Genomic DNA, 21,117 nt, shown 5'->3' on the forward strand with positions numbered 1-21,117 from the left:
AAGTACATCCAGTACGAGGACTTCCGGCCGGCACACCGAGAGCACGCACCGGGCGCCGCTCCTTGACGGGCAAACGTTGCCTGCCGCGGCACTAGCCGGGGGTCGCCCTCCCGCCGATCGCCCCGGTCCGCACGACCCGGTGTCCCGGCGGCCCGCCCGGTGCGGGGAGCGCGCACGGCGCGTGCCGGTGCGGGAGACTCGGCGGTATGCGTACTGCGTACAGCGTGGAGACCGTGAGGACCGCCGAGCGGGAGCTGATGGAACGGCTCCCCGAAGGGGCGTTGATGCAGCGGGCGGCCGCCGGGCTCGCCGCCGCCTGCGCGGACCTGCTCGGCCGGGTGTACGGCCGCCGGGTGGTGCTCCTCGTGGGCAGCGGGGACAACGGCGGCGACGCCCTGTACGCCGGGGCGCGGCTCGCCCGGCGCGGGGCCGGTGTCACCGCGGTGCTCCTCGCCCCCGAGAGGACCCACCCGGGGGGACTGGCGGCGCTGTCGCGCGCCGGGGGCACCTCGGCCGCGCCCGCCGCCGCCGAACCGCTCCTGCGGCGGGCCGACCTCGTCGTCGACGGCATCGTCGGGATCGGCGGCAAGGGCGGCCTGCGGCCCGACGCGGCACGCCTCGCCGAACTCGCGCACGCCTCACGGGCCGCCGTCGTCGCCGTCGACCTTCCGAGCGGGGTCGAGGCGGACACCGGGGAGGTGCTGGGCGCCGCCGTCCGCGCCGACCTCACCGTCACCTTCGGCACCCACAAGCCGGGGCTGCTCATCGAACCGGCGCGCGGGTACGCCGGTTCCGTACGCCTCGTCGACATCGGGCTCGACCTGCCGGAGCCGGCCGACGTGGAGGCGCTCCAGCACGCCGACGTCGCGGCCCGGCTGCCCTTTCCGGGCGCGGAGAGCGACAAGTACCGGCGCGGTGTCGTCGGGATCGCCGCCGGGTCCGCCCGCTATCCCGGGGCCGCGGTGCTCGCCGTGGCCGGGGCGCTGCGCGGCGGGGCCGGGGCGGTGCGGTACGTCGGTCCCGCCGCGGACGCGGTGATCGCCCGCTTCCCCGAGACGCTGGTGTCCGACACGGGACCGTCGAAGGCGGGGCGGGTGCAGGCCTGGGTGACGGGGCCCGGGGCCGGGGACGACGCCTCGGCGGTCGCGGAGGTGCTGGACGCGGACGTGCCGGTGCTGGTGGACGCGGACGGGCTGCGGCTCGCCGACCGGGGGGCCGTACGGGCCCGCACCGCGCCGACGCTGATGACCCCTCACGCCGGGGAGGCCGCCGCGCTCCTCGGGGTCGCCCGGGAGGCGGTGGAGGAGGCCCGGCTGGCCTCCGTACGGGAACTGGCGGGACTGTACGGGGCGACCGTCCTCCTCAAGGGGGCGACGACACTGGTCGCCGATCCCACGGGCGGCGCGGTGCGGGTGAACGCCACCGGGACGGCGTGGCTGGCCACCGCGGGGAGCGGGGACGTGCTGTCGGGGCTCGCGGGGTCGCTGCTGGCGGCGGGGCTCTCCGCCCTCGACGCGGGCAGTGTCGCCGCGTACCTGCACGGACTCGCCGGCCGCTTCGCGGCGGACGGCGCGCCCGCCGGTGCCCACGACGTGGCCGCCGCCCTCCCGGAAGCCTGGCGCGACACCCTCGACTGACCTCCTGACCTCCTGACCTCCTGACCTCCTGACCTCCTGACCTCCTGACCTCGGCCCGCCCCGGCCGCCCGCCTCCGCCGGCCGGGGACGTTGCCCAGATCGGGGGACCTTTTGCGTGTGGCGCCTCCGAGGGGCGGCGGGTATTGCGTATGTCTGTTCGCGTGATGAGCAGACGAAGTGCCTGCAGGGGGATCGCGGTGCTGTTGGCGGTGGTGACGGCCGTGCCCGTGGGGGCGGTGGCGGCCGCGTCCGCTCCGCTGTCGCCCGCCTCCGGACGGGCCGCCGAGCCGTGGCCCGGCGCGGCGAGAGGTCCGCGCCCCTCCTGGCCGGACCGGACCCCGGGCGCCCTGATGTCACCGGCGCTCTCGGCCCCCGTGGGCCCGCCCGGCGCGGGGCACGGCCTGCGGGACACGGCCGGGGGCCGTGAGAGGCCGGTCTCGTCCGGACCGCGCGGGTCCGCTCCGCTCATCTCCGGGCCGGGCGGGTCCGGGCCGGGCAGGTCGGCGCCGTCCGGGCCCGCGTCGGCCGGGTTCGTGCCCCTCGCGTCCGGCCCCCTCCCGTCCGGCGCCTTTGGTTCCGGCCCCCTCGGGGCCAGGCCGCGTGGGTCCGGGCCGGTCGGGTCCGGGTCCGATGGGTCCGCGCCGCTCGCGTCCGCGACCCGCGGGTCAGAGCCCGGCGGGTCCAGGGCCGGCTCGGACGGGCCGGGTGCGGGTGTCCCGGGTGGGCGGCGGCCCGGTGGGTGTGGTGGGGAGCGGGGCGAGTATCAGCGGGAAGTCGAGCGGGGGTTGAAGCTGCGGGTGGACGGGGCGCAGTCGGTGAGGGACTGCCGGGCCATCCGTGCCTTTCAGGAGAAGCACGGCGTCGAGCCCGCCACCGGGACCGCCGGACCGGCGACCTGGGCCCGCATGCGGGCGCTGTCGTCCCGCGCGGCGCAGCACAGGCGTGCTCCACGCGGCTGCCCCGCCCGCTCCTACCGGGTCGCCTGCGTCGACCTCACCCACAAGCGCACCTGGGTGCAGCAGCGGGGCCGGATCCTGTTCGGCCCGGTGCCGATGCGCAGCGGCAGCGTCCGGCACCCCACCCGCACCGGCTGGTTCACGATCTACTGGCGGCACCGGAACCACTGGTCGACCCTCTACAACAGCCCCATGCCGTACGCCCAGTTCTTCAGCGGCGGGCAGGCCTTCCACGCCGTGCGCGGCAGCATCCGTACGGTCGCCGGCTCGATGGGCTGCGTGAATCTGCGGCTCGCCGACGCCCGCAGACTCTGGAAGGTGCTCAGGAAGGGCGACCGCGTCTATGTGTGGGGCCGACGGCCCAGCCACTAGAGAGCCGGGAGGGAGGCACCGGGGACGGGGGTGCCGGCCCGGGTCCGCCCCGGGTCCGGCGGCGTCGGCCTCGGGTCTCCCCGGGCACCCGGGCCGCTCACCGGCCACCTTCCGGGGACCGGTGCCGGGAAGCCGCCGTACGCCTCTGAGAGACTGGGGCGCGATGACAGAGACAGCACACTCGCGGACGGCGCCCCTGCGCGCCCGCGCGGAGATCGATCTGGCCGCCCTGCGAGCCAACGTGCGGGCCCTGCGTGCCCACGCGCCGACCGCGGCCGTGATGGCCGTGGTCAAGTCCGACGCGTACGGCCACGGCGCGGTCCCGTGCGCCCGCGCCGCGCGCGAGGCGGGCGCCACCTGGCTCGGCACGGCCACCCCTGAGGAGGCGCTCGCCCTGCGGGCCGCCGGCCTGCCGGGACGCGTCATGTGCTGGCTCTGGACCCCGGGCGGCCCCTGGGCCGAGGCCATCGAGGCCGACATCGACGTGTCGGTCAGCGGGATGTGGGCGCTGCGGGAGGCCGTGGCGGCCGCCGAGTCCGTCGGGGCGCGAGCCCGTGTGCAGCTCAAGGCCGACACCGGCCTCGGCCGCGCCGGCTGCCAGCCCGCCGACTGGGCCGAGCTCGTCGCCGAGGCCCTGGCCGCCGAGGCGCGCGGACTGATCACCGTGACCGGACTCTGGTCCCACTTCGCCTGCGCCGACGAACCGGGCCACCCCTCGATCCAGGCCCAGCTCACCCTGTTCCGCGAGATGGTGTCGTACGCCGAGGAGCAGGGCGTACGCCCCGAGGTGCGGCACATCGCCAACTCGCCCGCGACCCTCACCCTCCCCGAGAGCCACTTCGATCTCGTACGGACCGGGATCGCGGTCTACGGGATCTCGCCGAGCCCCGAGCTCGGCACCCCCGCCGACTTCGGACTGCGCCCGGTGATGACGCTGAGCGCGTCGCTCGCGCTGGTCAAGCACGTACCGGCCGGCCACGGGGTGAGCTACGGCCATCACTACGTCACCCCGGGCGAGACCACCCTCGGTCTCGTCCCCGTCGGGTACGCGGACGGCGTCCCGCGGCACGCCTCGGGCACCGGCCCCGTCCTGATCGGCGGCAAGTGGCGTACGGTCGCGGGCCGGGTCGCGATGGACCAGTTCGTCGTCGACCTCGGCGGCGACGAGCCGGAGCCCGGCGCCCGAGCCGTCCTGTTCGGTCCCGGCGACGACGGCGAGCCCACCGCCGAGGACTGGGCGCGCGCGGCGGGCACGATCGCGTACGAGATCGTCACCCGCATCGGAACCCGTGTTCCGCGCGTCTACGTGAAGGTGAAAGAGGAACAAGACGGGTAGCACCCTGTAGTCGAACAGGCGCGCGGGCCCGGCGAGCGGAGAACGGCGGGCGGTACACGGCGGGCGGAAGCCGGGCCGACGCGCGCACAGCCCAGAGCCGACAGCGAACAGCCGACAGCCGACAGCCGACAGCCGACAACGGACAGCCGAGAGCCGGAGCGAAGAGGAGCGGGACGTGAGCGAGACCAGCGCGGAGGCTGTCGTGAGCGCGGCCTCGACGGCCGCCGCCTCCGCCGGGAACTGGCGCAGGGCCGGTGTCGCCGGTGCCGCGATAGGCGTGGTCGCGGCGGGCGCCGCGGCCGGAGTGGCGATCGAGCGGCTCACGGTCGGGCGCGGCATGCGCAAGAAGGCCCGTCTCGCCCTCGACTCCACCGGCCCGTACGGCAGCCTGCGCGGCACGCCGGGCAAGGCCCACGCCGACGACGGCACCGAGCTGTACTACGAGGTCGACGAGGCCGAGCCGGAGGCCTCGCTCGCCCCGCGCCGGCGTCGGCTCTTCGGCCGCAAGGCCCCCGCCCCCGTCACTGTCGTCTTCAGCCACGGCTACTGCCTCAACCAGGACTCCTGGCACTTCCAGCGCGCCGCGCTGCGCGGTGTCGTGCGCACGGTGCACTGGGACCAGCGCAGCCACGGCCGGTCCGGGCGGGGAGTCGCCCAACTGGAGGACCGCAAGCCGGTCACCATCGACCAGCTCGGCCGTGACCTGCTGGCCGTCATCGAGGCGGCGGTGCCGGAGGGCCCGATCGTGCTCGTCGGGCATTCCATGGGCGGGATGACCGTGATGGCGCTCGCCGAGCAGTTCCCCGAGCTGATTCGCGACCGGGTCGTCGCCGTGGCCCTGGTCGGTACGTCCTCGGGGCGGCTCGGCGAGGTCAACTTCGGGCTGCCCGTCGCGGGCGTCGCCGCCGTGCGGCGTGTGCTCCCCGGTGTGCTGAAGGCGCTCGGGCAGCAGGCAGCCCTGGTGGAGCGGGGGCGGCGGGCCACGGCCGACCTGTTCGCCGGGGTCATCAAGCGGTACTCGTTCGCGGGCCGGGACGTCGATCCGGCGGTCGAGCGGTTCGCCGAACGGATGATCGAGGGAACGCCGATCGACGTGGTCGCCGAGTTCTACCCGGCGTTCACCGAGCACGACAAGGCCGCCGCGCTGGCCCGTTTCGCCGAGATGCCCGTCCTCGTCCTCGCCGGGGTCAAGGACCTGGTGACACCGAGCGAGCACAGCGAGGCGATCGCCGACCTGCTGCCGGACGCCGAGCTGGTGCTCGTCCCCGACGCCGGACACCTCGTCATGCTGGAGCACCCCGAGGTCGTCATAGACCGCCTCGCGGACCTCCTCGTGCGCGCCGGAGCCGTCCCGGCAGGGGCTACCGTGGGCGGTTATGGAAGCACCAGCAGCAGCGCACAACCCGGCTGAGCCCGCCCAGGACGGCGTCGGCGTGCAGATCACCGTCAACTCTCCCGAGCAGATGAAGGAGTTGGGCCGCAGGCTGGCCAAACTCCTGCGCGCGGGCGACCTCGTGATGCTGAACGGCGAACTCGGCGCGGGCAAGACCACGCTGACCCGCGGACTCGGCGAGGGGCTCGGCGTCCGCGGCGCGGTCACCTCACCGACCTTCGTCATCGCCCGTGTGCACCCTTCCCTCGGCGACGGGCCGCCGCTCGTGCACGTGGACGCGTACCGCCTCGGCGGCGGGCTCGACGAGATGGAGGACCTCGACCTCGACGTCTCGCTCTCGGACTCCGTGATCGTCGTGGAGTGGGGCGAGGGCAAGGTCGAGGAACTGACCGACGACCGGCTGCACGTCGTCATCCACCGGGCCGTCGGGGACACCACCGACGAGGTCCGGCATGTGACGGTCACGGGACTGGGGCGGCGCTGGGCCGCCGCCGACCTGACGGTCCTCGCCGCCTGACCCGCCTCCGCCCGCAGCCTGCCCGCCTTCGCTCGGGGCCCTGCCCTGCCCTGCCTCCGCCCCGGCGCCTGAGCCGCCTCCGCCCCGAGGCTTGACTCACCTTCGCCCGACGCCTGATCTGCCTCCGCTCGCCGCCCGACCCGCCCCCGGCCGCCGCCCGGCCCGCCTCCGCGCGCGGCCCGGCGGCTCTCGCTCGTACATTCGGCCAACGATTCCGACAGGACGTCGGCAAAATATTGCGTTCGGCGTCCCGGCCGTGTTCACATGGACATCAGCACGTAGTTAGGTCTACCTAACCACGCTTGCCCCCGGAGCCCGAGGAGGCGTCCATGTCGGCATCAGAGTCGGCCGCAGTGCCGGCTTCAGAACGTGACGTGCCGGCCGCGCCGCGCGCGGTGGCCGGGGTGTCGATGCGAGAGCTGCTGGCGGCGTGCGCCGCGGCGGAGGCGGTCTCCCGGCCGCCCCGTGCCCCGCTGGCGCTGGGCGACCCTGACACGCAGAGCCCGTTCAGGGCGGCCTGACGCGCACCCGGGGCGTCCGACGCCGACGTGCGGCCGCCTGACCCGACGTTCGCGCGGGATGTACGAGCCGGACATGGCGCTCCGGACGCCGGCGCCGGACGTACGTGCCGGACACGGCGGCCCGGAAACCCGCGCGGGACCGGGCGCCGTCGCCGCTCGTTACTTGATGACGACGACCTTCGCGCCGACCGTCGCGAACGCCCACATCGCGTCGCCGTCGGCGCGCGAGGCGCGGATGCCGCCGACCTTCTTCTCGGGGTCCGGGGCATCCGTGGAGCCGCTCACCGCGGCGCTGAAGCCGATGGCGACGGCGTCGACCTGCGTGAACCGTACGACGTGCTCGATCTGTGTGCCGTCGGACCCGGGGGTCGCTCCCGTCCGCGAGGTGACGGCGTACGTGCCCGCGGCCGGGTCGACCGTGCCCGGGGTGACCTCGAAGGTGCGCTTCACCTTGTTGCCCGCGCCGACGAGCCAGACGCGGTCGGTGCCGGTGGAGTAGACGACCCGCACACCGGTGCCGGACGGAGCCGGCAGCGCGGCCGGGTCCTTCTTGGCCGCCTTGGGCGTCTTGGGGGCGGAGGCCTTGGGAGAAACGCTTCCGCTCGGCGCGCCCAGGGTGTCCGGAACGTTCGCCTGTGCCTGGAAGGCGAGGAAGCCGACTGCCGCGAGCGCCGCCACGGTGAGCCCGGCCACGATTCCCGAGCTGCTCCTAGCCACCTTGTGTGCCCACCTCTCGACCTTCGTACGTCCTTGCGCTGACGGTAGCAGCCGAGGGACGGGAGTCCCGGGCGGCCTTGCGCCGGGCTCCGGCGCCGTAGGCTGTTTGCGTGCTCTTGCTCGCTCTGGATACCGCCACTCCCGCCGTGACCGTCGCTCTGCACGACGGCACGTCCGTCATCGCCTCGTCGAGCCAGGTGGACGCGCGCCGGCACGGAGAGCTGCTGCTGCCGGCCGTCGACCGGGTGCTCGCCGAGGCAGGCCTCAGGCTGGACGCCGTCACCGGCATCGTCGTGGGCGTAGGCCCCGGCCCGTACACGGGGCTGCGCGTCGGCCTCATGACCGCCGACACCTTCGGCGTCGCGCTCGGCGTGCCCGTGCACGGTGTGTGCACCCTCGACGGGCTCGCCTACGCCGCCGACGTGGAGGGGCCGTTCGTCGTCGCCACGGACGCCCGGCGCAAGGAGGTCTACTGGGCGCGGTACGCCGACCGCCGTACGCGGCTGTCGGAGCCCGCCGTGGACCGTCCCGCCGAGATCGACGAGGCGGTCACCGCGCTGCCCGCCGTCGGCGCGGGTGCCCTCCTGTACCCCGACACCTTCCCGGACGCCCGCGCTCCCGAGAACGTCTCGGCCGCGGCCCTCGCCTCCCTGGCCGCCGAGAAGCTGGCCGCCGGCGAGGAGCTGGAGCCGCCCAGGCCGCTGTACCTGCGCCGCCCGGACGCCCAGGTGCCCAAGAACTACAAGGTGGTCACCCCCAAGTGACCGTCGTGCTGAGCGAGATGCGCTGGTGGGACATCGATCCCGTACTGGAGCTGGAGAAGGAACTCTTCCCCGTCGACGCCTGGTCGCGGGGCATGTTCTGGTCCGAGCTGGCCCACGCCCGCGGAGCGGAGGCGACCCGGCGCTACCTGATCGCCTCCGACGGCGACGCGATCGTCGGCTACGCCGGGCTCGCCGCCTCGGGAGACCTGGGCGACGTGCAGACGATCGCGGTGCGGCAGGACCAGTGGGGCACGGGCCTCGGCGGCCGGCTGCTCACCGAACTGCTGCGGGCCGCGAGCGACTTCGACTGCGCCGAGGTGATGCTCGAGTGCCGCGTGGACAACGTCCGCGCGCAGAAGCTGTACGAGCGCTTCGGCTTCGAGCCCATCGGCTTCCGGCGCGGCTACTACCAGCCGGGGAACATCGACGCCCTGGTGATGCGGCTGCACGACCCATCGACGTCCGTACAAGGAACAGAGACCCATGGCTGACGAACCGCTCGTCCTCGGCATCGAGACCTCCTGCGACGAGACCGGCGTCGGCATCGTCCGCGGGCACACCCTGCTCGCGGACGCCATCGCGTCGAGTGTCGACGAGCACGCGCGCTTCGGCGGGGTCGTTCCCGAGGTCGCGTCCCGGGCGCACCTGGAGGCGATGGTCCCGACCATCGAGCGGGCGCTGAAGGAGGCGGGGGTGTCGGCCAGGGACCTGGACGGCATCGCGGTCACCGCCGGACCCGGGCTCGCCGGGGCCCTGCTCGTCGGGGTCTCGGCCGCGAAGGCGTACGCGTACGCGCTCGGCAAGCCGCTGTACGGGGTCAACCACCTCGCCTCCCACATCTGTGTGGACCAGTTGGAGCACGGCGCGCTGCCGGAGCCGACGATGGCCCTGCTGGTGTCCGGCGGCCACTCGTCGCTGCTGCTGTCCACCGACATCACCTCCGACGTACGGCCGATGGGCGCGACCATCGACGACGCGGCGGGCGAGGCCTTCGACAAGATCGCGCGCGTGCTGAACCTCGGCTTCCCGGGCGGCCCGGTCATCGACCGGTACGCCAAGGAGGGCGACCCGAACGCCATCACGTTCCCGCGCGGTCTCACCGGGCCGCGCGATCCGGCCTACGACTTCTCCTTCTCCGGTCTGAAGACCTCCGTGGCCCGCTGGATCGAGGCCAAGAGGGCGGCGGGGGAGGAGGTGCCGGTGCGCGACGTGGCCGCGTCCTTCCAGGAGGCCGTGGTGGACGTGCTCACCCGCAAGGCCGTCCGCGCGTGCAAGGACGAGGGCGTCGACCACCTCATGATCGGCGGTGGCGTGGCCGCGAACTCGCGGCTGCGGGTGCTCGCCCAGGAGCGCTGCGAGGCCGCCGGGATCCGGCTGCGGGTGCCGCGCCCCAAGCTGTGCACGGACAACGGCGCGATGGTCGCCGCGCTGGGCGCCGAGATGGTCGCCCGGAACCGGGCCGCCTCCGACTGGGACCTGTCGGCGGACTCCTCGCTGCCGGTGACGGATCCGCACGTGCCGGGGCGCGGGCATGCGCACACGCACGATCACGTGCACGAGGTCGCGAAGGAGAACCTCTACCCGTGACCGTCGCGCTGATGTGGGAGGCACGGGCCGTCACCGGCCGGGGCGAGGACCTGCTCGCCTGGGTGCGCGGGCAGGAGATCCCCGGGGACCCGGTGCGCCGGGAGATCCTCCGGGCCCCTCAGGACCGGGTTCTCGTCATCACCTGGTGGGACGCGCCGTACGACGCGGAGCTGCCCGAACTGCCCGAACCCGGCGAGGAGTTGGTGTCCCGGGCGGTGCACAGGTGGCGTTTCGAATCGGTGGGCTGACGGCCGGCCGGTGAGTCCCGTGCCGGAACGGGTCCCACCGGCCGGCCGCCGGGTCAGGACACCTGAGCGACCTCGGTCTCGCAGCGCAGGCGCCGGTCCGTGCCCGGATGCCGCACCGGACCCGTCAGGTTCAGCCGGGCCGTGTGGCGCACGTCCGCGCTGGAGGCCGCGAGCCGCAGCTCCAGGACGCCCGGTTCGACGATCCGGGTGCCGGTGCGGTCGGTGAACGCCGAGAGGTCCGCGTGGAAGCGGAAGGTCACCCGGCGGGCCTCGCCCGGTGCCAGTTCCAGGCGCTGATAGCCGATCAGCCGCACGTCCGGGCGCGTCACCGAGGCCACCGGGTCGTGCAGGTAGAGCTGGACGACCTCGGCGCCCGCGCGCTCACCGGTGTTGCGGACGGTCACCGCCACGTCGTACGAGCCGTCGGTGCCGATCTCGGCCTCGGGCACCTCGGCCGCCTCCCAGGCGAACGACGTGTACGAGCGGCCGTGGCCGAACGGGTACAGCGGCGTCGGGTCCAGGTTGCTCACCTCGCCCTTCAGGCCCAGCGGCGGCTGGAGATACGTCCACGGCTGGCCGCCCGGGTCACGCGGCACGCTCACCGGCAGCCTGCCCGACGGGCCGACCCGGCCGGACAGCACGCCCGCCAGCGCGGGGCCGCCCTCCTCGCCGGGGAAGAACGCCTGGACGACGCCGCCGAGTCGGTCCTGCCAGCGGCCCAGCGCGTAGGGGCGGCCGGTGAGCAGCACCAGGACCACCGGGACCCCCGTGGCGACCAGGGCGTCGAGCAGTTCGCCCTGTACACCCGGCAGGCCGAGGTCGGCCACGTCGCAGCCCTCGCCCGAGGTGCCCCGGCCGAACAGCCCGGCACGGTCGCCGAGCACCGCCACGCACACGTCGGCCTCGGTGGCCCGTGCCACGGCCTCCTCGAAAGCGGACCGGTCCGGCTCCGTGACCCCGCAGCCCTGCGCGAACGTCACCTTGGCGTCCGGCAGTTCGGCGCGCAGCGCGTCGAGCACGGTCGGGATGTCCACACCGGTGGGCACCTCGGGGTGGTGCGTGAGCACGTGCGAGGGGAACGAGTAGCAGCCGAGCATCGCCAGGGCGTCGTCCGCGCGCGGGCCGACCACCGCGATCCGGGTGTCCGGGGCCAGCGGCAGCACGCCGTCCGCGTTGTCCAGCAGGACCACCGACTCCTCGGCGAGCCTGCGGGCGAGCGCCCGGTTGCCCACGGAGTCCAGGTCGACCCGGCGGCCGGTCTCCGGCTGCCAGTCCTCGTCCAGCAGGCCGAGTTCGCACTTCTGGAGCAGCACCCGGCGGGCCGCCCGGTCGATCAGCGACTCGGGGACGGTGCCCGCGCGGACGGCGGTCACCAGCGGCTCGCCGTAGCACTTCAGCGTGGGCAGCTCGACATCGATGCCGGCCTCCAGCGCCTTGTGCGCCGCCTCGGCCTCGCTGCCGGCCACCCGGTGCAGCGACTGGAGGAAGCCGACACCGAAGTAGTCCGAGACGACCGTGCCGGTGAAGCCCCACTCTTCGCGCAGCAGCTCGGTCAGCAGGTACGGGTCGGCCGAGGCCGGGACGCCGTCCGTGTCGTTGTAGGCGGCCATCACCGAACGGGCGCCGCCCTCGCGCAGCGCCATCTCGAACGGAGGCAGCGTGATGTCGGAGAGCTCGCGCACCCCCGCGCGCACCGGCGCCAGGTTCCGGGCGCCGGCCGAGGCCGCGTATCCGGCGAAGTGCTTGAGCGTGGCCACGATCCCGGCCGACTCCAGGCCCCGCACATAGGCGGTGGCGACGGTGCCGACCAGATACGGGTCCTCGCCGATGGTCTCCTCCACCCGTCCCCAGCGCAGGTCGCGGACCACGTCCAGGACCGGGGCGAGGCCCTGGTGGACGCCGACCGAGCGCAGGTCGTCGCCGATGCGCCGGCCCAGCTCCTCCACCAGGGCCGGGTCGAAGGTGGCGCCCCAGGACAGCGGGACCGGGTACGCCGTCGCCTGCCAGGCCGTGAATCCCGCCAGGCATTCCTCGTGGGCGACCGCGGGGATGCCGAAGCGGCCCGCCTCGGCGATCCGGCGCTGGGCGCGGGCCAGCGCCTGCGCGCCCAGCGCCGGGTCCACGGGGGCGGTGCCGAAGGAGCGGGTGAGCTGGCCGAGCCCGCGGGTGATCAGCTCGTCCCAGTCGTACGAGGAGGCCATCTCGCTCTGCAGCGGGGCGACTCCGCCGCCGTCCGTGGCGGCGCCCACCCACACGCCGTAGAGCTGGGCGGTCTTCTCCTCCAGGGTCATCCTGGAGAGCAGGTCGTCGACGCGGGTCGCGGCGGGCAGGGCGGGGTCGCGCCAGGGAGCGGTGGTCATGGAACTCCTGTCGGGGAAAGGGGGGTTCGGGCGACAGGCCCTGGGCCGCCCCTGGTCGTACACGTTCACTTGCCGCCCACACCCATGAGGCCGCCGACCAGCGCGCGGCGGGCCACCAGGTACACGATGAAGATCGGGACACCGGAGAGGACGACGGAGGCGAGGATCGCGGGAATGTTCACCCCGAACTCGCTCACGTAGTCGAACAGGCCGAGGGTCAGCACCCGTGGCCCGTCGGACTGGGTGAAGATCAGCGGGAAGAGGAAGCCGTTCCAAGCCTGGAGCGCCGAGAAGATGACGACGGTGCTGATGCCGCCCTTGGCCATCGGGATGACGAGCTGGAACAGCATCCGGGTGGTGGACGCGCCGTCCAGCGCCATCGCCTCGTACATCTCCTCCGAGATGTCCCGCAGCGTGCCGGTGAGGATCAGCACCGACACCGGCATGGCGAACGCGGCGGTCGGCAGGACGATCGCGAGCAGGCTGTCGTAGAGGTTCAGCTTGGCGATCATCAGGTAGAGCGGCACCACGACGGCCTGCGCGGGGATCGCCACGCCCAGCAGGAACAGCCGGAACGCGGCCCCCGACCAGACGCTGCGGGTCCGTACGGCCACGTAGGACAGCGGGACGCACAGCACCAGGACGATCAGGATGACCCCGGCCGCCGCCAGCACCGTGTTCCACAGCAGGTGGCCGAAGCCGTTGTGCAGGACGGTGTCGTAGTTGTCCAGGGTCGGATGGGACGGCGGCTTCAGGGCGTTGTGGCCCAGCGCCTCGTCCTGGTGGGTGAGCGAGGCCGAGATCATCGCGTAGATCGGGATGATCACGACGGCCAGCCAGATCAGCGTCCCGGCGCCGGCGAGCGGGTTGGCCCGCCGGGACCAGTGCCTGCGGCGGCGCGCGGGCCGCTCGGCGGCCGGGGTGGAGTCCGTCCTCACGGGACGGGGCAGTGTGTCGTGTGACATGCCGTCACATCCCTTCCCGGGTGCTGCGCATCGCGCCGAAGCCGGACAGCTTCACCAACAGCAGGGACAACGCGGTCGCGGCGAGCACCAGGAAGGAGGCGACGGCGCTCGCGTAGCCGAAGTCGTAGCTCTTGAAGCCCGCCTCGTACATCAGGTACGGCAGGATCGCCGTGTCGGTGCCCGGACCGCCCTGGGTGAGGATCAGGACCGTCTCGAAGTACGTCAGCGAACCGACGACCATCAGCACACCGGACGTCGTCGCCGTGTTGCGGAGCTGCGGCAGCGTGATCGAGAAGAACTGCCGCAGACGTCCGGCCCCGTCGATCGCCGCGGCCTGGTAGAGCACCTCGGGGATCTGCCGTGCCCCGCCCTGGTAGATCAGGGTGTGGAAGGGGATGAACTGCCAGCCGCCGACGAACACGATCGCGAGGAACGCGCCGCTGGTCGTGCCGAGGGTGTCCTGGTGGATGATGCCGAAGTTCGGGTCGAGGAGTGCGTAGAACAGCAGGGCGATCGCCGTCGACGACAGCAGGAACGGCACGAAGAAGATCGCCGAGAGCACAGCGCGGTTGCGCTGCCGGCCCGCCGCCCACACGCCCAGCAGGAGCGAGATCACCGTCTGGAACGCCCAGCTCACCACGGTCAGTGAGACCGTGACCGTCAGCGACTGGGTCAGCCGGTCGTCGCTCAGCAGCTTGCGCCAGTTGGCCAGACCGGCGGGCTTCGGGGCGCCCAGGCCGTTCCACCGGGTGAACGACAGGTAGAAGGCCAGGAGCATCGGGGCGATGGCGAAGAACGCGAAGAACAGGACGCCGGGAACGGCCAGGGCCGCGCTCGGGCGGCCGGCCCTGTTGCGTCGGTTGGAGCGGGGGCGGCCCGCGTCGTTCCGCGGGCCGCCCTTGACCTGCGGCACGCTCACTTGAGCTCCTTGAGCGCCGACACGAACTGCGTCGGCGAGGACTTGCCCACGAACAGCTTGTTGACCTCGGTGAGCATCGGCGTCGCCACGTCGGGGTCGACCGCCTGGTCCCAGCTCAGCGTGAACGCCGGGGCCTGCTGCACCATCTGGTACTGGAACTTGGCGAACTCCGGGTTCGGCGAGGCGTCCAGGAGGGTCGCCGCGTTCGAGGTGGCCGGGACGTCACCGTTGGCGATGAGTTCCTTCGTGTACGCCAGGGAGGCGGAGTCGCGCAGGAAGGCGATCGCCGCGTCCTTGTTGGAGGTGCGGGCGTTCACCGACCAGTAGTTGGTCGGGTTGCCGACCACGTTGCGGATGTCGCCGGCGCCGCCCTCGATCTCCGGGAAGGCGAACCAGCCCAGGTTCTTCTTGGCGAAGTCGGGGAACTTGCCGAGCTGCGTGGAGTACTCCCACGAGCCCATCAGGTGCATCGCCGCCTTGCCCTTGGCGAAGACCGCGGGAGCACCGCCGTTGCCGTAGCCCACCGAGCTGTAGCCCTTGCCGAAGGCGCCGTCGTCGATCAGTTCCTTGACCGTCTGCGCGGCCTTGAGGACGGCCGGGTCGCCCCAGCCGGAGGCGTCACCGTTCTTGATCTTGTCGAAGACCTGGGGGCCGCCGATCCGGTCGACGAGGTACTCCAGCCACATCAGCTCGGGCCAGATGTCCGCCCCGCCCAGCGCGAACGGGGTGATGTTCGCCTTCTTCAGCTTGGCGTTGATGTCCAGCAACTGGTCCCAGGTGGTGGGCGGCTGGAGCTTGTGCTCCTCGAAGACCGTCTTGTTGTAGAAGAGGATCACGGGCTGCATGCCGCGCATCGGCACGCCGTAGTTCTTGCCGTCCAGCCCGCCCGACGCCAGCACCGACGGCAGGAAGCCGCTCTTGAGCACCGCGTCGGAAGCGATGACGTCGGTCAGGTCGACCAGTTGGCCGGCCTCGCGGTAGGCCTTGATCGAGCCGCCGCCCCAGTTGAAGAACACGTCGGGAGCGTTGGGCGAGCCCATCGCCGTGCGCAGCTTGGCCGGGTAGTCGGTCGCGGGCACCTTCTGCAGCTTGATGCTGCCCTTGGCCTTCTTCGCCGCGGCCGACGCGTTGAACCGGTTGACGGATTTGACCTGGATCTTCGCCGCGTCGTCACCGTAGACGAACGCGGTGAGCGTCCCGTCGGCGCCCGAGCCGCCGTCGGAGCCGCAGGCGGTGAGCCCGCCGACGGAGGCCAGGGCAGCCGTGCCCGCGCCGAGGAACCAACGTCTGCTGTAGGACTCCATAGGACGGCACCTCTCGGTAAGCGCGAGGGATCGCCGATGATCCGTCGCGAATGTTTCGAGTTATTTTTCGAATGTTCCGGGAAGGTAAGGCGATCCGGTGGGCCCGTCAAGGGGTCGCGCAGAGATACGATCGCCGCCATGAAGCCTGGGAAGTCCGCAGAAGCACAGACGGCGACGCTGGCCGAGATCGCCCGGGAGGCCGGGGTGTCGGCTCCGACTGTTTCGAAAGTCCTCAACGGTCGCGCCGACGTCGCCCCCGCGACCCGCTCCCGCGTCGAGGAGCTGCTGCACGCCTACGGCTACCGGCGCCGCCGGGCCGAAGCCTCCCGCTCACCGCTGATCGACCTGGTCTTCCACGAACTGGAGAGCGCCTGGGCGATGGAGGTCATCCGGGGCGTGGAGAACGTCGCCCGGGATGCCGGTCTCAGCGTGGTGCTCTCCGAGTCCGCCGGGCGGCTCACCCCCGGCCGGACCTGGGCCGACCAGGTCGCCGCCCGCCGTCCGCACGGCGTGGTGCTCGTCCTCTCGGGCCTCGACGACTCCCAGCGCGCCCTGCTGAACAGCAGGTCCATCCCGTTCGTGGTGATGGACCCGGCGGGCGACCCCGGCGTCGACGTGCCCTCCATCGGCGCCACCAACTGGCAGGGCGGCCTCGCCGCCACCCGCCACCTCGTCGAACTCGGCCACACCCGGATCGGCGCCATCAGCGGGCCGTCCCGGATGATGTGCAGCCGGGCGCGGGTCGACGGCTACCGTGCGGCGCTGGAGACGGCCGGGCTGCCCGTCGACCCCTCGCTGATCGTCGCCGGGGACTTCCACCACGAGGCCGGCCACCGGATCGGCCTCGAACTGCTGCGCCGCCCCGACCGGCCCACGGCGATCTTCGCCGGCAACGACCTCCAGGCGCTCGGCCTCTACGAGGCGGCCCGGGAACTGGGGCTGCGCATCCCCGAGGACCTGAGCGTCGTCGGCTTCGACGATCTGCCGGTGGCGCGCTGGGTGGGGCCGCCGCTGACGACCGTACGGCAGCCGCTGACGGAGATGGCCGAGGCGGCGGCGAAGCTGGTGCTCGACCTGAGCCGCCAGGAGAGGCCCTCGGCCGGGACGCGGATGGAGCTGGCGACGAGCCTGGTGGTCCGCAGCAGCACGGGGGCGCCTCCGGCGTGAGGGTGGGGCCCGGGTGGCGCCTTGGGCTCAAAGTCGGCCGGGGGACCGTATTGACGGGTGGGGCGTCGCCCTCCACACTCCTGCGAAGTCAATCGGTTGTACGACCGAAACTTTCGGAGGCACCCGCCATGAGAACCTCCCGAACCCGCTCCTCAAGGGCCCGCTCCTTACGCCGCGGCGTCGCCGCCCTGCTCACCGGGGCCCTGACGGTGGCCGCCCTGCTCGCGGCCGGCACGACGGCGCACGCCGCCGGCACCCCACTGCGCGACCTCGCCGCCGCCAAGGGCAAGGTCATCGGCACCGCCGTCACCGGCTCCAGGCTGACCGGGACGTACGGCGACATCGCCGGGGGCCAGTTCAACTCGCTGACCCCGGGCAACGCGATGAAGTGGGGCACCGTCGAGCCCACCCGGGGCAGCTTCGACTGGGCCGAGGCCGACCAGATCGTCGCGTTCGCGCAGGCCCACAACCAGCAAGTGCGCGGTCACACCCTGGTCTGGCACAGCCAGAACCCGAGCTGGCTGACGAACGGCACCTGGACGACCGCCGAGCTGAGCGGTCTGCTCCAGGACCACATCACCACCGAAGTCACCCGCTACAAGGGCAAGCTGGCCGCCTGGGACGTGGTCAACGAGCCCTTCAACGAGGACGGCACCTACCGCTCGACCCTCTGGTACAACGGCCTCGGCGCCGACTACATCGCCCAGGCGCTGACCTGGGCGCACGCCGCCGACCCGAGCGCCAAGCTCTACATCAACGACTACAACGTCGAGGGTGTCAACGCCAAGAGCACCGCCCTGTACAACCTGGTCAAGTCCCTGAAGGCGCACGGCGTCCCGATCGACGGCGTCGGCCTCCAGGCCCATCTCATCCTCGGCCAGGTCCCCGGCACCCTCCAGCAGAACATCCAGCGCTTCGCCGACCTCGGTGTCGATGTCGCGGTCACGGAGCTGGACGTCCGCATGCAGCTCCCCGCCGACAGCGCCAAGCTGGCCCAGCAGGCCGCCGACTACAAGGCGGTGTTCGACGCCTGCGTCGCCGTGACCCGCTGCTACGGCGTGACCGTCTGGGGCTTCACCGACTCCGACTCCTGGATCCCGGACGTGTTCTCGGGCTACGGCGCGGCGACGCCGTACGACGAGAACTACACGCCCAAACCGGCGTACGACGCCATCGCGGCCTCGCTCGGCGGAGGGACCACCACACCGCCGACGGGCGCGTGCACGGCGACGTACAGCGTCCAGACCCAGTGGAACACCGGGTTCACCGGGCAGGTGCGCATCGCGTGCTCCGGGGCCGCGCTCTCCTCGTGGAAGGTGAACTGGACGTACGGCGCGGGCCAGCGGATCACCCAGGCCTGGAACGCCACCTGCACCCAGAGCGGCGGGGCCGTGAGCTGCGCCAACGCCTCCTACAACGGGACCGTCCCGGAAGGCGGTTCGGTGACCTTCGGGTTCAACGCGTCCTGGAGCGGCAGCAACCCCGTGCCCACCGTGACACTGGGCTGAGCCGGGGCCGGGGCCGGGGCCGGGGCCGGGGCCGGGGCCGGGGCCGGGGCCGGGGCCGGGGCCGGAGTCCGCGCCGGGTCCGCACTGAGCCCGGGCTGAGAACGATGAGATTCTCCGAAGAAAAACGTTCCGCGCCTCTTTCCCTAACAGTCTCCTAATAAAGCGCACTTACGTTCCTGTCCGTGACCGGACATGACGAGAACGGCGACGAGATCAGACGGCGGGGCCGGCGGTCGCGGGTGTTGAAGGCCGCCGGCCTCACCCTGGCCGGACTGCTGGTGGTGGGCGCAGGCACCGCGGGCTGGGCGTACTGGCATCTGAACCGGAACATCACCAGCGTCGACATCAACAGCGCGCTCGGTGACGACCGCCCGGCCAAGGCGGTGGTGACACCCTCGGCCACGGCGTCCGCCGCCGCGTCGGCGTCCCCGTCGCCGCTGCCGACCGAGGCCCTCAACATCCTGGTCCTCGGCTCGGACTCGCGCAGCGGCAAGGCGAACGCGAAGCTCGGCGGGGGGAACAGCTCCGGCGCCCGCTCCGACACGGCGATGGTCGTGCACATCGACGCGGGGCGCACCCGGGCCACGGTCGTCAGCATCCCCCGGGACACGCTGGTCACCCGTCCGTCCTGCCCGCTGCCGTCCGGGGGCTCGACGGCGGTGGCGTACGGAGCGATGTTCAACAGCGCCTACTCGGTGGGCGGTCCGGTGTGCGCCGTGAAGACGGTCGAGTCGATCACGAACGTCCGGATGGACCACTACATCGAGATCGACTTCGCGGGCTTCGCGAAACTGGTGAACGCCCTCGGCGGGGTCACCGTCACCACCGAGCAGGACATCGACGACGACAAGAGCCATCTGCACCTCGACGCCGGCACCCACCATCTGAGCGGCAAGCAGGCCCTCGCCCTGGCCCGCACCCGGCACGGCATAGGCGACGGCAGCGACCTGGGCCGGATAGGCCTCCAGCAGAAGCTGGTGAAGGCCCTGTTGAAGCAGATCTCCTCGGCCGACCTGCTCTCGGACCCGGCCAAGCTCTACGACGTCGCGAACGCGGTGACGGGCAGCCTGACGACGGACACGGGGCTGGACTCGCTCGGCGAGCTGGCGAAGCTCGGCCAGAGCCTGAAGTCCCTCTCCTCCGACGAGGTCAGGACGGTGATGATGCCGGTGGTGGCGGCACCCTCGGACCCCAACAGGGTGATCGCGAACGAGCCTGAGGCGAGCGATCTTTGGGATTCGCTCAAATGAACGAGACTGTGATCCGCGGGACTTGAGCTTCGGGGCTCGGGATTCGAGCCTCTTCTGTATGGATTGGGCGGGAGGTCCAACCCGCCCACCCTCCCTTGCCGACGGCCGAAGTGCCGTCCGGGCCAGGGGATATGGGAGCTGTCCCGCAAACAGAAAGGAAGCAAGAACCGGACCAAGGCCCGCCTCAAGGTCGCCCGCGTGCATGCGCAGGTGGCCGACGCCCGCCGCGAGTTCCATCACCAGCTCTCCACCCAGCTGATCCGCGAGAACCAAGCGATCGGCGTGGAGGACCTGGCGGTCAAAGGACTAGCGCGCACCAGGCTGGCCAAAAGCGTCCACGACGCGGGCTGGGCCCAGTTCGTGGCCATGCTGGAGTACAAGGCCACCCGGTACGGGCGCACCCTGGTCAAGATCGACAGGTTCGAGCCGACCTCCCAGACCTGCTCCACCTGTGGTGTCAAGGACGGCCCCAAACCCCTGCACATCCGGGAATGGACCTGCACCGCCTGCAACACCCTCCACGACCGCGACCACAACGCCGCGATCAACATCAAAACGGCCGCCGGACTGGCGGCGACAGCCTGCCGAGCGCCGGTAAGACCAGAGTCCCTTCTGGCGCAGCGCGAAGAAACAGGAAGCCATGGATTCCCGCCCGAACCCCGTGCCGCGTAGCGGCACAGCAACGGACGAGAAGGCCAGAATCCTCGGGCTTCAGCCCGAGGAGCAAGTCAAGGAAAAAGGTCGGCGCCCGGCCAAACCCCTCGTACGGGTCGGGACTTCGATCACCTGCCCCTGCGCGAGGCATCGATCGCGACGTACATCGACCGGCTCGCCGACGAGTCGGACCTCTCCATCAAGACCCTGGCCAAGCACCTCCCGTACGGCCAGTGCGCCCTGTCCACCGCACTGAACCACCTTTCCGCGGCGGGCCATCTGCGCCGGGTGCGCCGCCCCGTCACCGTCGACGGCTGCCCCCGCTGGGTCTGGCACACCTTCTTCTCACGCACCGCCCGCGACGACGCCTGGTGGAACGCCCTGCTCGCCGGGGAGGCACCGGTGACCGAGCCGCCTGTCGCGGCGGCGGCCCGCTCGACGGCCTACGGCGTGCTGGCCCGGCTCGGCCGGATCGACGCCCGGCTGACGCTGTCGGCGGGGGAGTGCGCGGCCCTGGAGGGGGAGGCCGCCGAGTGGTTCGCGCGAGGCGCCGGTGAGCCGCAACTCGTCCAGGCGCTGACGGCGGGGCTCCCGGAGCGGGTGGCACACCCGTACGCCTTCGTCCGCACCCGGCTCCTTGCCAAGCTGCCGCCGGAGCCCGAGCCGCAGCCACCGGCGCTTTGCTACGAGGTGGTGTGCACGGCGTGCGGGGAGCCGGGCGGGGGCGGTCAGGCACTGCGGGGTGGGCTGTGCGAAGGGTGCCGGGGCGGGCGTCCCGCCCTCGCGGCCGACGAGGTACGCGCCCACGTCGGACGGCTGCGCCCCGCCCTGCGGACCGGAAACGGCGGGTTCACGCCGGAGACGCGGAAGCCCACGGACTGCGCGGACTGACCCGTCCGGGGCAGTCCGGCCCCGTCCGGAAAAAGTTCCCGAAGAAATCCG

19 protein-coding genes and 1 pseudogene are annotated in these 21,117 nt (G+C 72.6%); 15 read left to right on the forward strand and 5 right to left on the reverse strand.

What is annotated here, in order from left to right:
• Positions 1–206: 206 nt before the first annotated feature.
• From ACWEBX_RS14105 to ACWEBX_RS14130, 6 genes are all read left to right on the forward strand, one after another.
• Positions 207–1,637, forward strand: coding sequence for an NAD(P)H-hydrate dehydratase (locus tag ACWEBX_RS14105; protein ID WP_451885117.1), 1,431 nt, complete (start codon positions 207–209; stop codon positions 1,635–1,637).
• A 785-nt stretch (positions 1,638–2,422) separates the two neighbouring features.
• Positions 2,423–2,965 (forward strand): L,D-transpeptidase family protein, encoded by a 543-nt coding sequence (locus tag ACWEBX_RS14110; RefSeq protein ID WP_451885118.1) that lies wholly within the window; start codon positions 2,423–2,425, stop codon positions 2,963–2,965.
• 163 nt (positions 2,966–3,128) lie between these two features.
• A complete protein-coding gene (gene alr, locus ACWEBX_RS14115) occupies positions 3,129–4,301 on the forward strand; it encodes an alanine racemase (protein WP_451885119.1) in 1,173 nt (390 codons plus the stop codon).
• A 175-nt stretch (positions 4,302–4,476) separates the two neighbouring features.
• Positions 4,477–5,712, forward strand: a complete 1,236-nt coding sequence (locus tag ACWEBX_RS14120) for an alpha/beta fold hydrolase (RefSeq protein WP_451885120.1) — start codon at positions 4,477–4,479, stop codon at positions 5,710–5,712.
• Positions 5,678–6,211 carry a tRNA (adenosine(37)-N6)-threonylcarbamoyltransferase complex ATPase subunit type 1 TsaE gene (tsaE, locus tag ACWEBX_RS14125; protein WP_355765753.1) on the forward strand — a complete coding sequence of 178 codons (534 nt, stop codon included), beginning with the start codon at positions 5,678–5,680 and terminating at the stop codon, positions 6,209–6,211. Before ACWEBX_RS14120 ends, tsaE begins: the two co-directional genes overlap by 35 nt.
• A gap of 329 nt (positions 6,212–6,540) precedes the next feature.
• Complete coding sequence (locus ACWEBX_RS14130; protein ID WP_451885121.1) at positions 6,541–6,732, forward strand: hypothetical protein; 192 nt, start codon at positions 6,541–6,543, stop codon at positions 6,730–6,732.
• Between the two features lie 159 nt (positions 6,733–6,891).
• Here ACWEBX_RS14130 and ACWEBX_RS14135 read toward each other — a convergent pair whose 3' ends face one another.
• Positions 6,892–7,449, reverse strand: coding sequence for a hypothetical protein (locus ACWEBX_RS14135; protein WP_451885122.1), 558 nt, complete (start codon positions 7,447–7,449; stop codon positions 6,892–6,894).
• A gap of 110 nt (positions 7,450–7,559) precedes the next feature.
• On the opposite strand from ACWEBX_RS14135, the gene tsaB reads away from it, so the two are divergent.
• From tsaB to ACWEBX_RS14155, 4 genes are read left to right on the forward strand one after another with little or no spacing between them, the layout of a single operon-like run.
• Positions 7,560–8,213: a tRNA (adenosine(37)-N6)-threonylcarbamoyltransferase complex dimerization subunit type 1 TsaB gene (gene tsaB, locus ACWEBX_RS14140; RefSeq protein ID WP_451885123.1), complete on the forward strand. Its 654-nt coding sequence runs from the start codon at positions 7,560–7,562 to the stop codon at positions 8,211–8,213.
• Positions 8,214–8,230: 17 nt separating this feature from the next.
• On the forward strand, positions 8,231–8,704 hold the full coding sequence (gene rimI, locus ACWEBX_RS14145; RefSeq protein WP_451885161.1) for a ribosomal protein S18-alanine N-acetyltransferase: 474 nt from the start codon (positions 8,231–8,233) through the stop codon (positions 8,702–8,704).
• Positions 8,697–9,800: a tRNA (adenosine(37)-N6)-threonylcarbamoyltransferase complex transferase subunit TsaD gene (tsaD, locus tag ACWEBX_RS14150; RefSeq protein ID WP_451885124.1), complete on the forward strand. Its 1,104-nt coding sequence runs from the start codon at positions 8,697–8,699 to the stop codon at positions 9,798–9,800. Before rimI ends, tsaD begins: the two co-directional genes overlap by 8 nt.
• Positions 9,797–10,048, forward strand: a complete 252-nt coding sequence (locus ACWEBX_RS14155) for a hypothetical protein (RefSeq protein WP_451885125.1) — start codon at positions 9,797–9,799, stop codon at positions 10,046–10,048. The genes tsaD and ACWEBX_RS14155 overlap by 4 nt, the downstream gene beginning before the upstream one ends.
• 53 nt (positions 10,049–10,101) lie before the next feature.
• On the opposite strand, the gene ACWEBX_RS14160 is transcribed toward ACWEBX_RS14155, so the two are convergent.
• From ACWEBX_RS14160 to ACWEBX_RS14175, 4 genes are all read right to left on the reverse strand, one after another.
• Entirely contained in the window at positions 10,102–12,408 is a 2,307-nt protein-coding gene (locus tag ACWEBX_RS14160) for a beta-xylosidase/alpha-l-arabinosidase (RefSeq protein ID WP_451885126.1), read from the reverse strand.
• 65 nt (positions 12,409–12,473) lie between these two features.
• On the reverse strand, positions 12,474–13,373 hold the full coding sequence (locus ACWEBX_RS14165) for a carbohydrate ABC transporter permease (protein ID WP_451885127.1): 900 nt from the start codon (positions 13,371–13,373) through the stop codon (positions 12,474–12,476).
• A gap of 4 nt (positions 13,374–13,377) precedes the next feature.
• Complete coding sequence (locus ACWEBX_RS14170) at positions 13,378–14,286, reverse strand: carbohydrate ABC transporter permease (protein ID WP_451885162.1); 909 nt, start codon at positions 14,284–14,286, stop codon at positions 13,378–13,380.
• A gap of 2 nt (positions 14,287–14,288) precedes the next feature.
• Positions 14,289–15,596, reverse strand: a complete 1,308-nt coding sequence (locus ACWEBX_RS14175) for an ABC transporter substrate-binding protein (RefSeq protein ID WP_451885128.1) — start codon at positions 15,594–15,596, stop codon at positions 14,289–14,291.
• Between the two features lie 138 nt (positions 15,597–15,734).
• On the opposite strand from ACWEBX_RS14175, the gene ACWEBX_RS14180 reads away from it, so the two are divergent.
• The 5 genes and pseudogenes from ACWEBX_RS14180 (at position 15,735) to ACWEBX_RS14200 (ending at position 21,066) form a co-directional block, all read left to right on the forward strand.
• On the forward strand, positions 15,735–16,763 hold the full coding sequence (locus ACWEBX_RS14180; protein WP_451885129.1) for a LacI family DNA-binding transcriptional regulator: 1,029 nt from the start codon (positions 15,735–15,737) through the stop codon (positions 16,761–16,763).
• Positions 16,764–16,891: 128 nt separating this feature from the next.
• Complete coding sequence (locus ACWEBX_RS14185) at positions 16,892–18,271, forward strand: endo-1,4-beta-xylanase (RefSeq protein ID WP_451885130.1); 1,380 nt, start codon at positions 16,892–16,894, stop codon at positions 18,269–18,271.
• 182 nt (positions 18,272–18,453) lie between these two features.
• A complete protein-coding gene (locus ACWEBX_RS14190) occupies positions 18,454–19,521 on the forward strand; it encodes an LCP family protein (protein ID WP_451885131.1) in 1,068 nt (355 codons plus the stop codon).
• A gap of 135 nt (positions 19,522–19,656) precedes the next feature.
• Positions 19,657–20,193, forward strand: a pseudogene (locus ACWEBX_RS14195) (RNA-guided endonuclease TnpB family protein); the annotation flags it as partial.
• Positions 20,194–20,463: 270 nt separating this feature from the next.
• Positions 20,464–21,066, forward strand: a complete 603-nt coding sequence (locus ACWEBX_RS14200) for a hypothetical protein (RefSeq protein ID WP_451885132.1) — start codon at positions 20,464–20,466, stop codon at positions 21,064–21,066.
• The last annotated feature ends 51 nt before the right edge of the window (positions 21,067–21,117 follow it).

The organism is Streptomyces sp. NPDC005070 (assembly GCF_053600395.1).

What these genes read in the sequence shown, in the direction of transcription:
- ACWEBX_RS14160 (WP_451885126.1), bottom strand. Translation starts at nt 12,408, where the DNA reads ATGACCACCGCTCCCTGGCGCGACCCCGCCCTGCCCGCCGCGACCCGC.
- ACWEBX_RS14165 (WP_451885127.1), bottom strand. Translation starts at nt 13,373, where the DNA reads ATGTCACACGACACACTGCCCCGTCCCGTGAGGACGGACTCCACCCCG.
- ACWEBX_RS14180 (WP_451885129.1), top strand. Translation starts at nt 15,735, where the DNA reads ATGAAGCCTGGGAAGTCCGCAGAAGCACAGACGGCGACGCTGGCCGAG.
- ACWEBX_RS14185 (WP_451885130.1), top strand. Translation starts at nt 16,892, where the DNA reads ATGAGAACCTCCCGAACCCGCTCCTCAAGGGCCCGCTCCTTACGCCGC.
- tsaD (WP_451885124.1), top strand. Translation starts at nt 8,697, where the DNA reads ATGGCTGACGAACCGCTCGTCCTCGGCATCGAGACCTCCTGCGACGAG.
- alr (WP_451885119.1), top strand. Translation starts at nt 3,129, where the DNA reads ATGACAGAGACAGCACACTCGCGGACGGCGCCCCTGCGCGCCCGCGCG.
- rimI (WP_451885161.1), top strand. Translation starts at nt 8,231, where the DNA reads ATGCGCTGGTGGGACATCGATCCCGTACTGGAGCTGGAGAAGGAACTC.
- ACWEBX_RS14175 (WP_451885128.1), bottom strand. Translation starts at nt 15,596, where the DNA reads ATGGAGTCCTACAGCAGACGTTGGTTCCTCGGCGCGGGCACGGCTGCC.
- tsaE (WP_355765753.1), top strand. Translation starts at nt 5,678, where the DNA reads ATGGAAGCACCAGCAGCAGCGCACAACCCGGCTGAGCCCGCCCAGGAC.
- ACWEBX_RS14105 (WP_451885117.1), top strand. Translation starts at nt 207, where the DNA reads ATGCGTACTGCGTACAGCGTGGAGACCGTGAGGACCGCCGAGCGGGAG.
- ACWEBX_RS14130 (WP_451885121.1), top strand. Translation starts at nt 6,541, where the DNA reads ATGTCGGCATCAGAGTCGGCCGCAGTGCCGGCTTCAGAACGTGACGTG.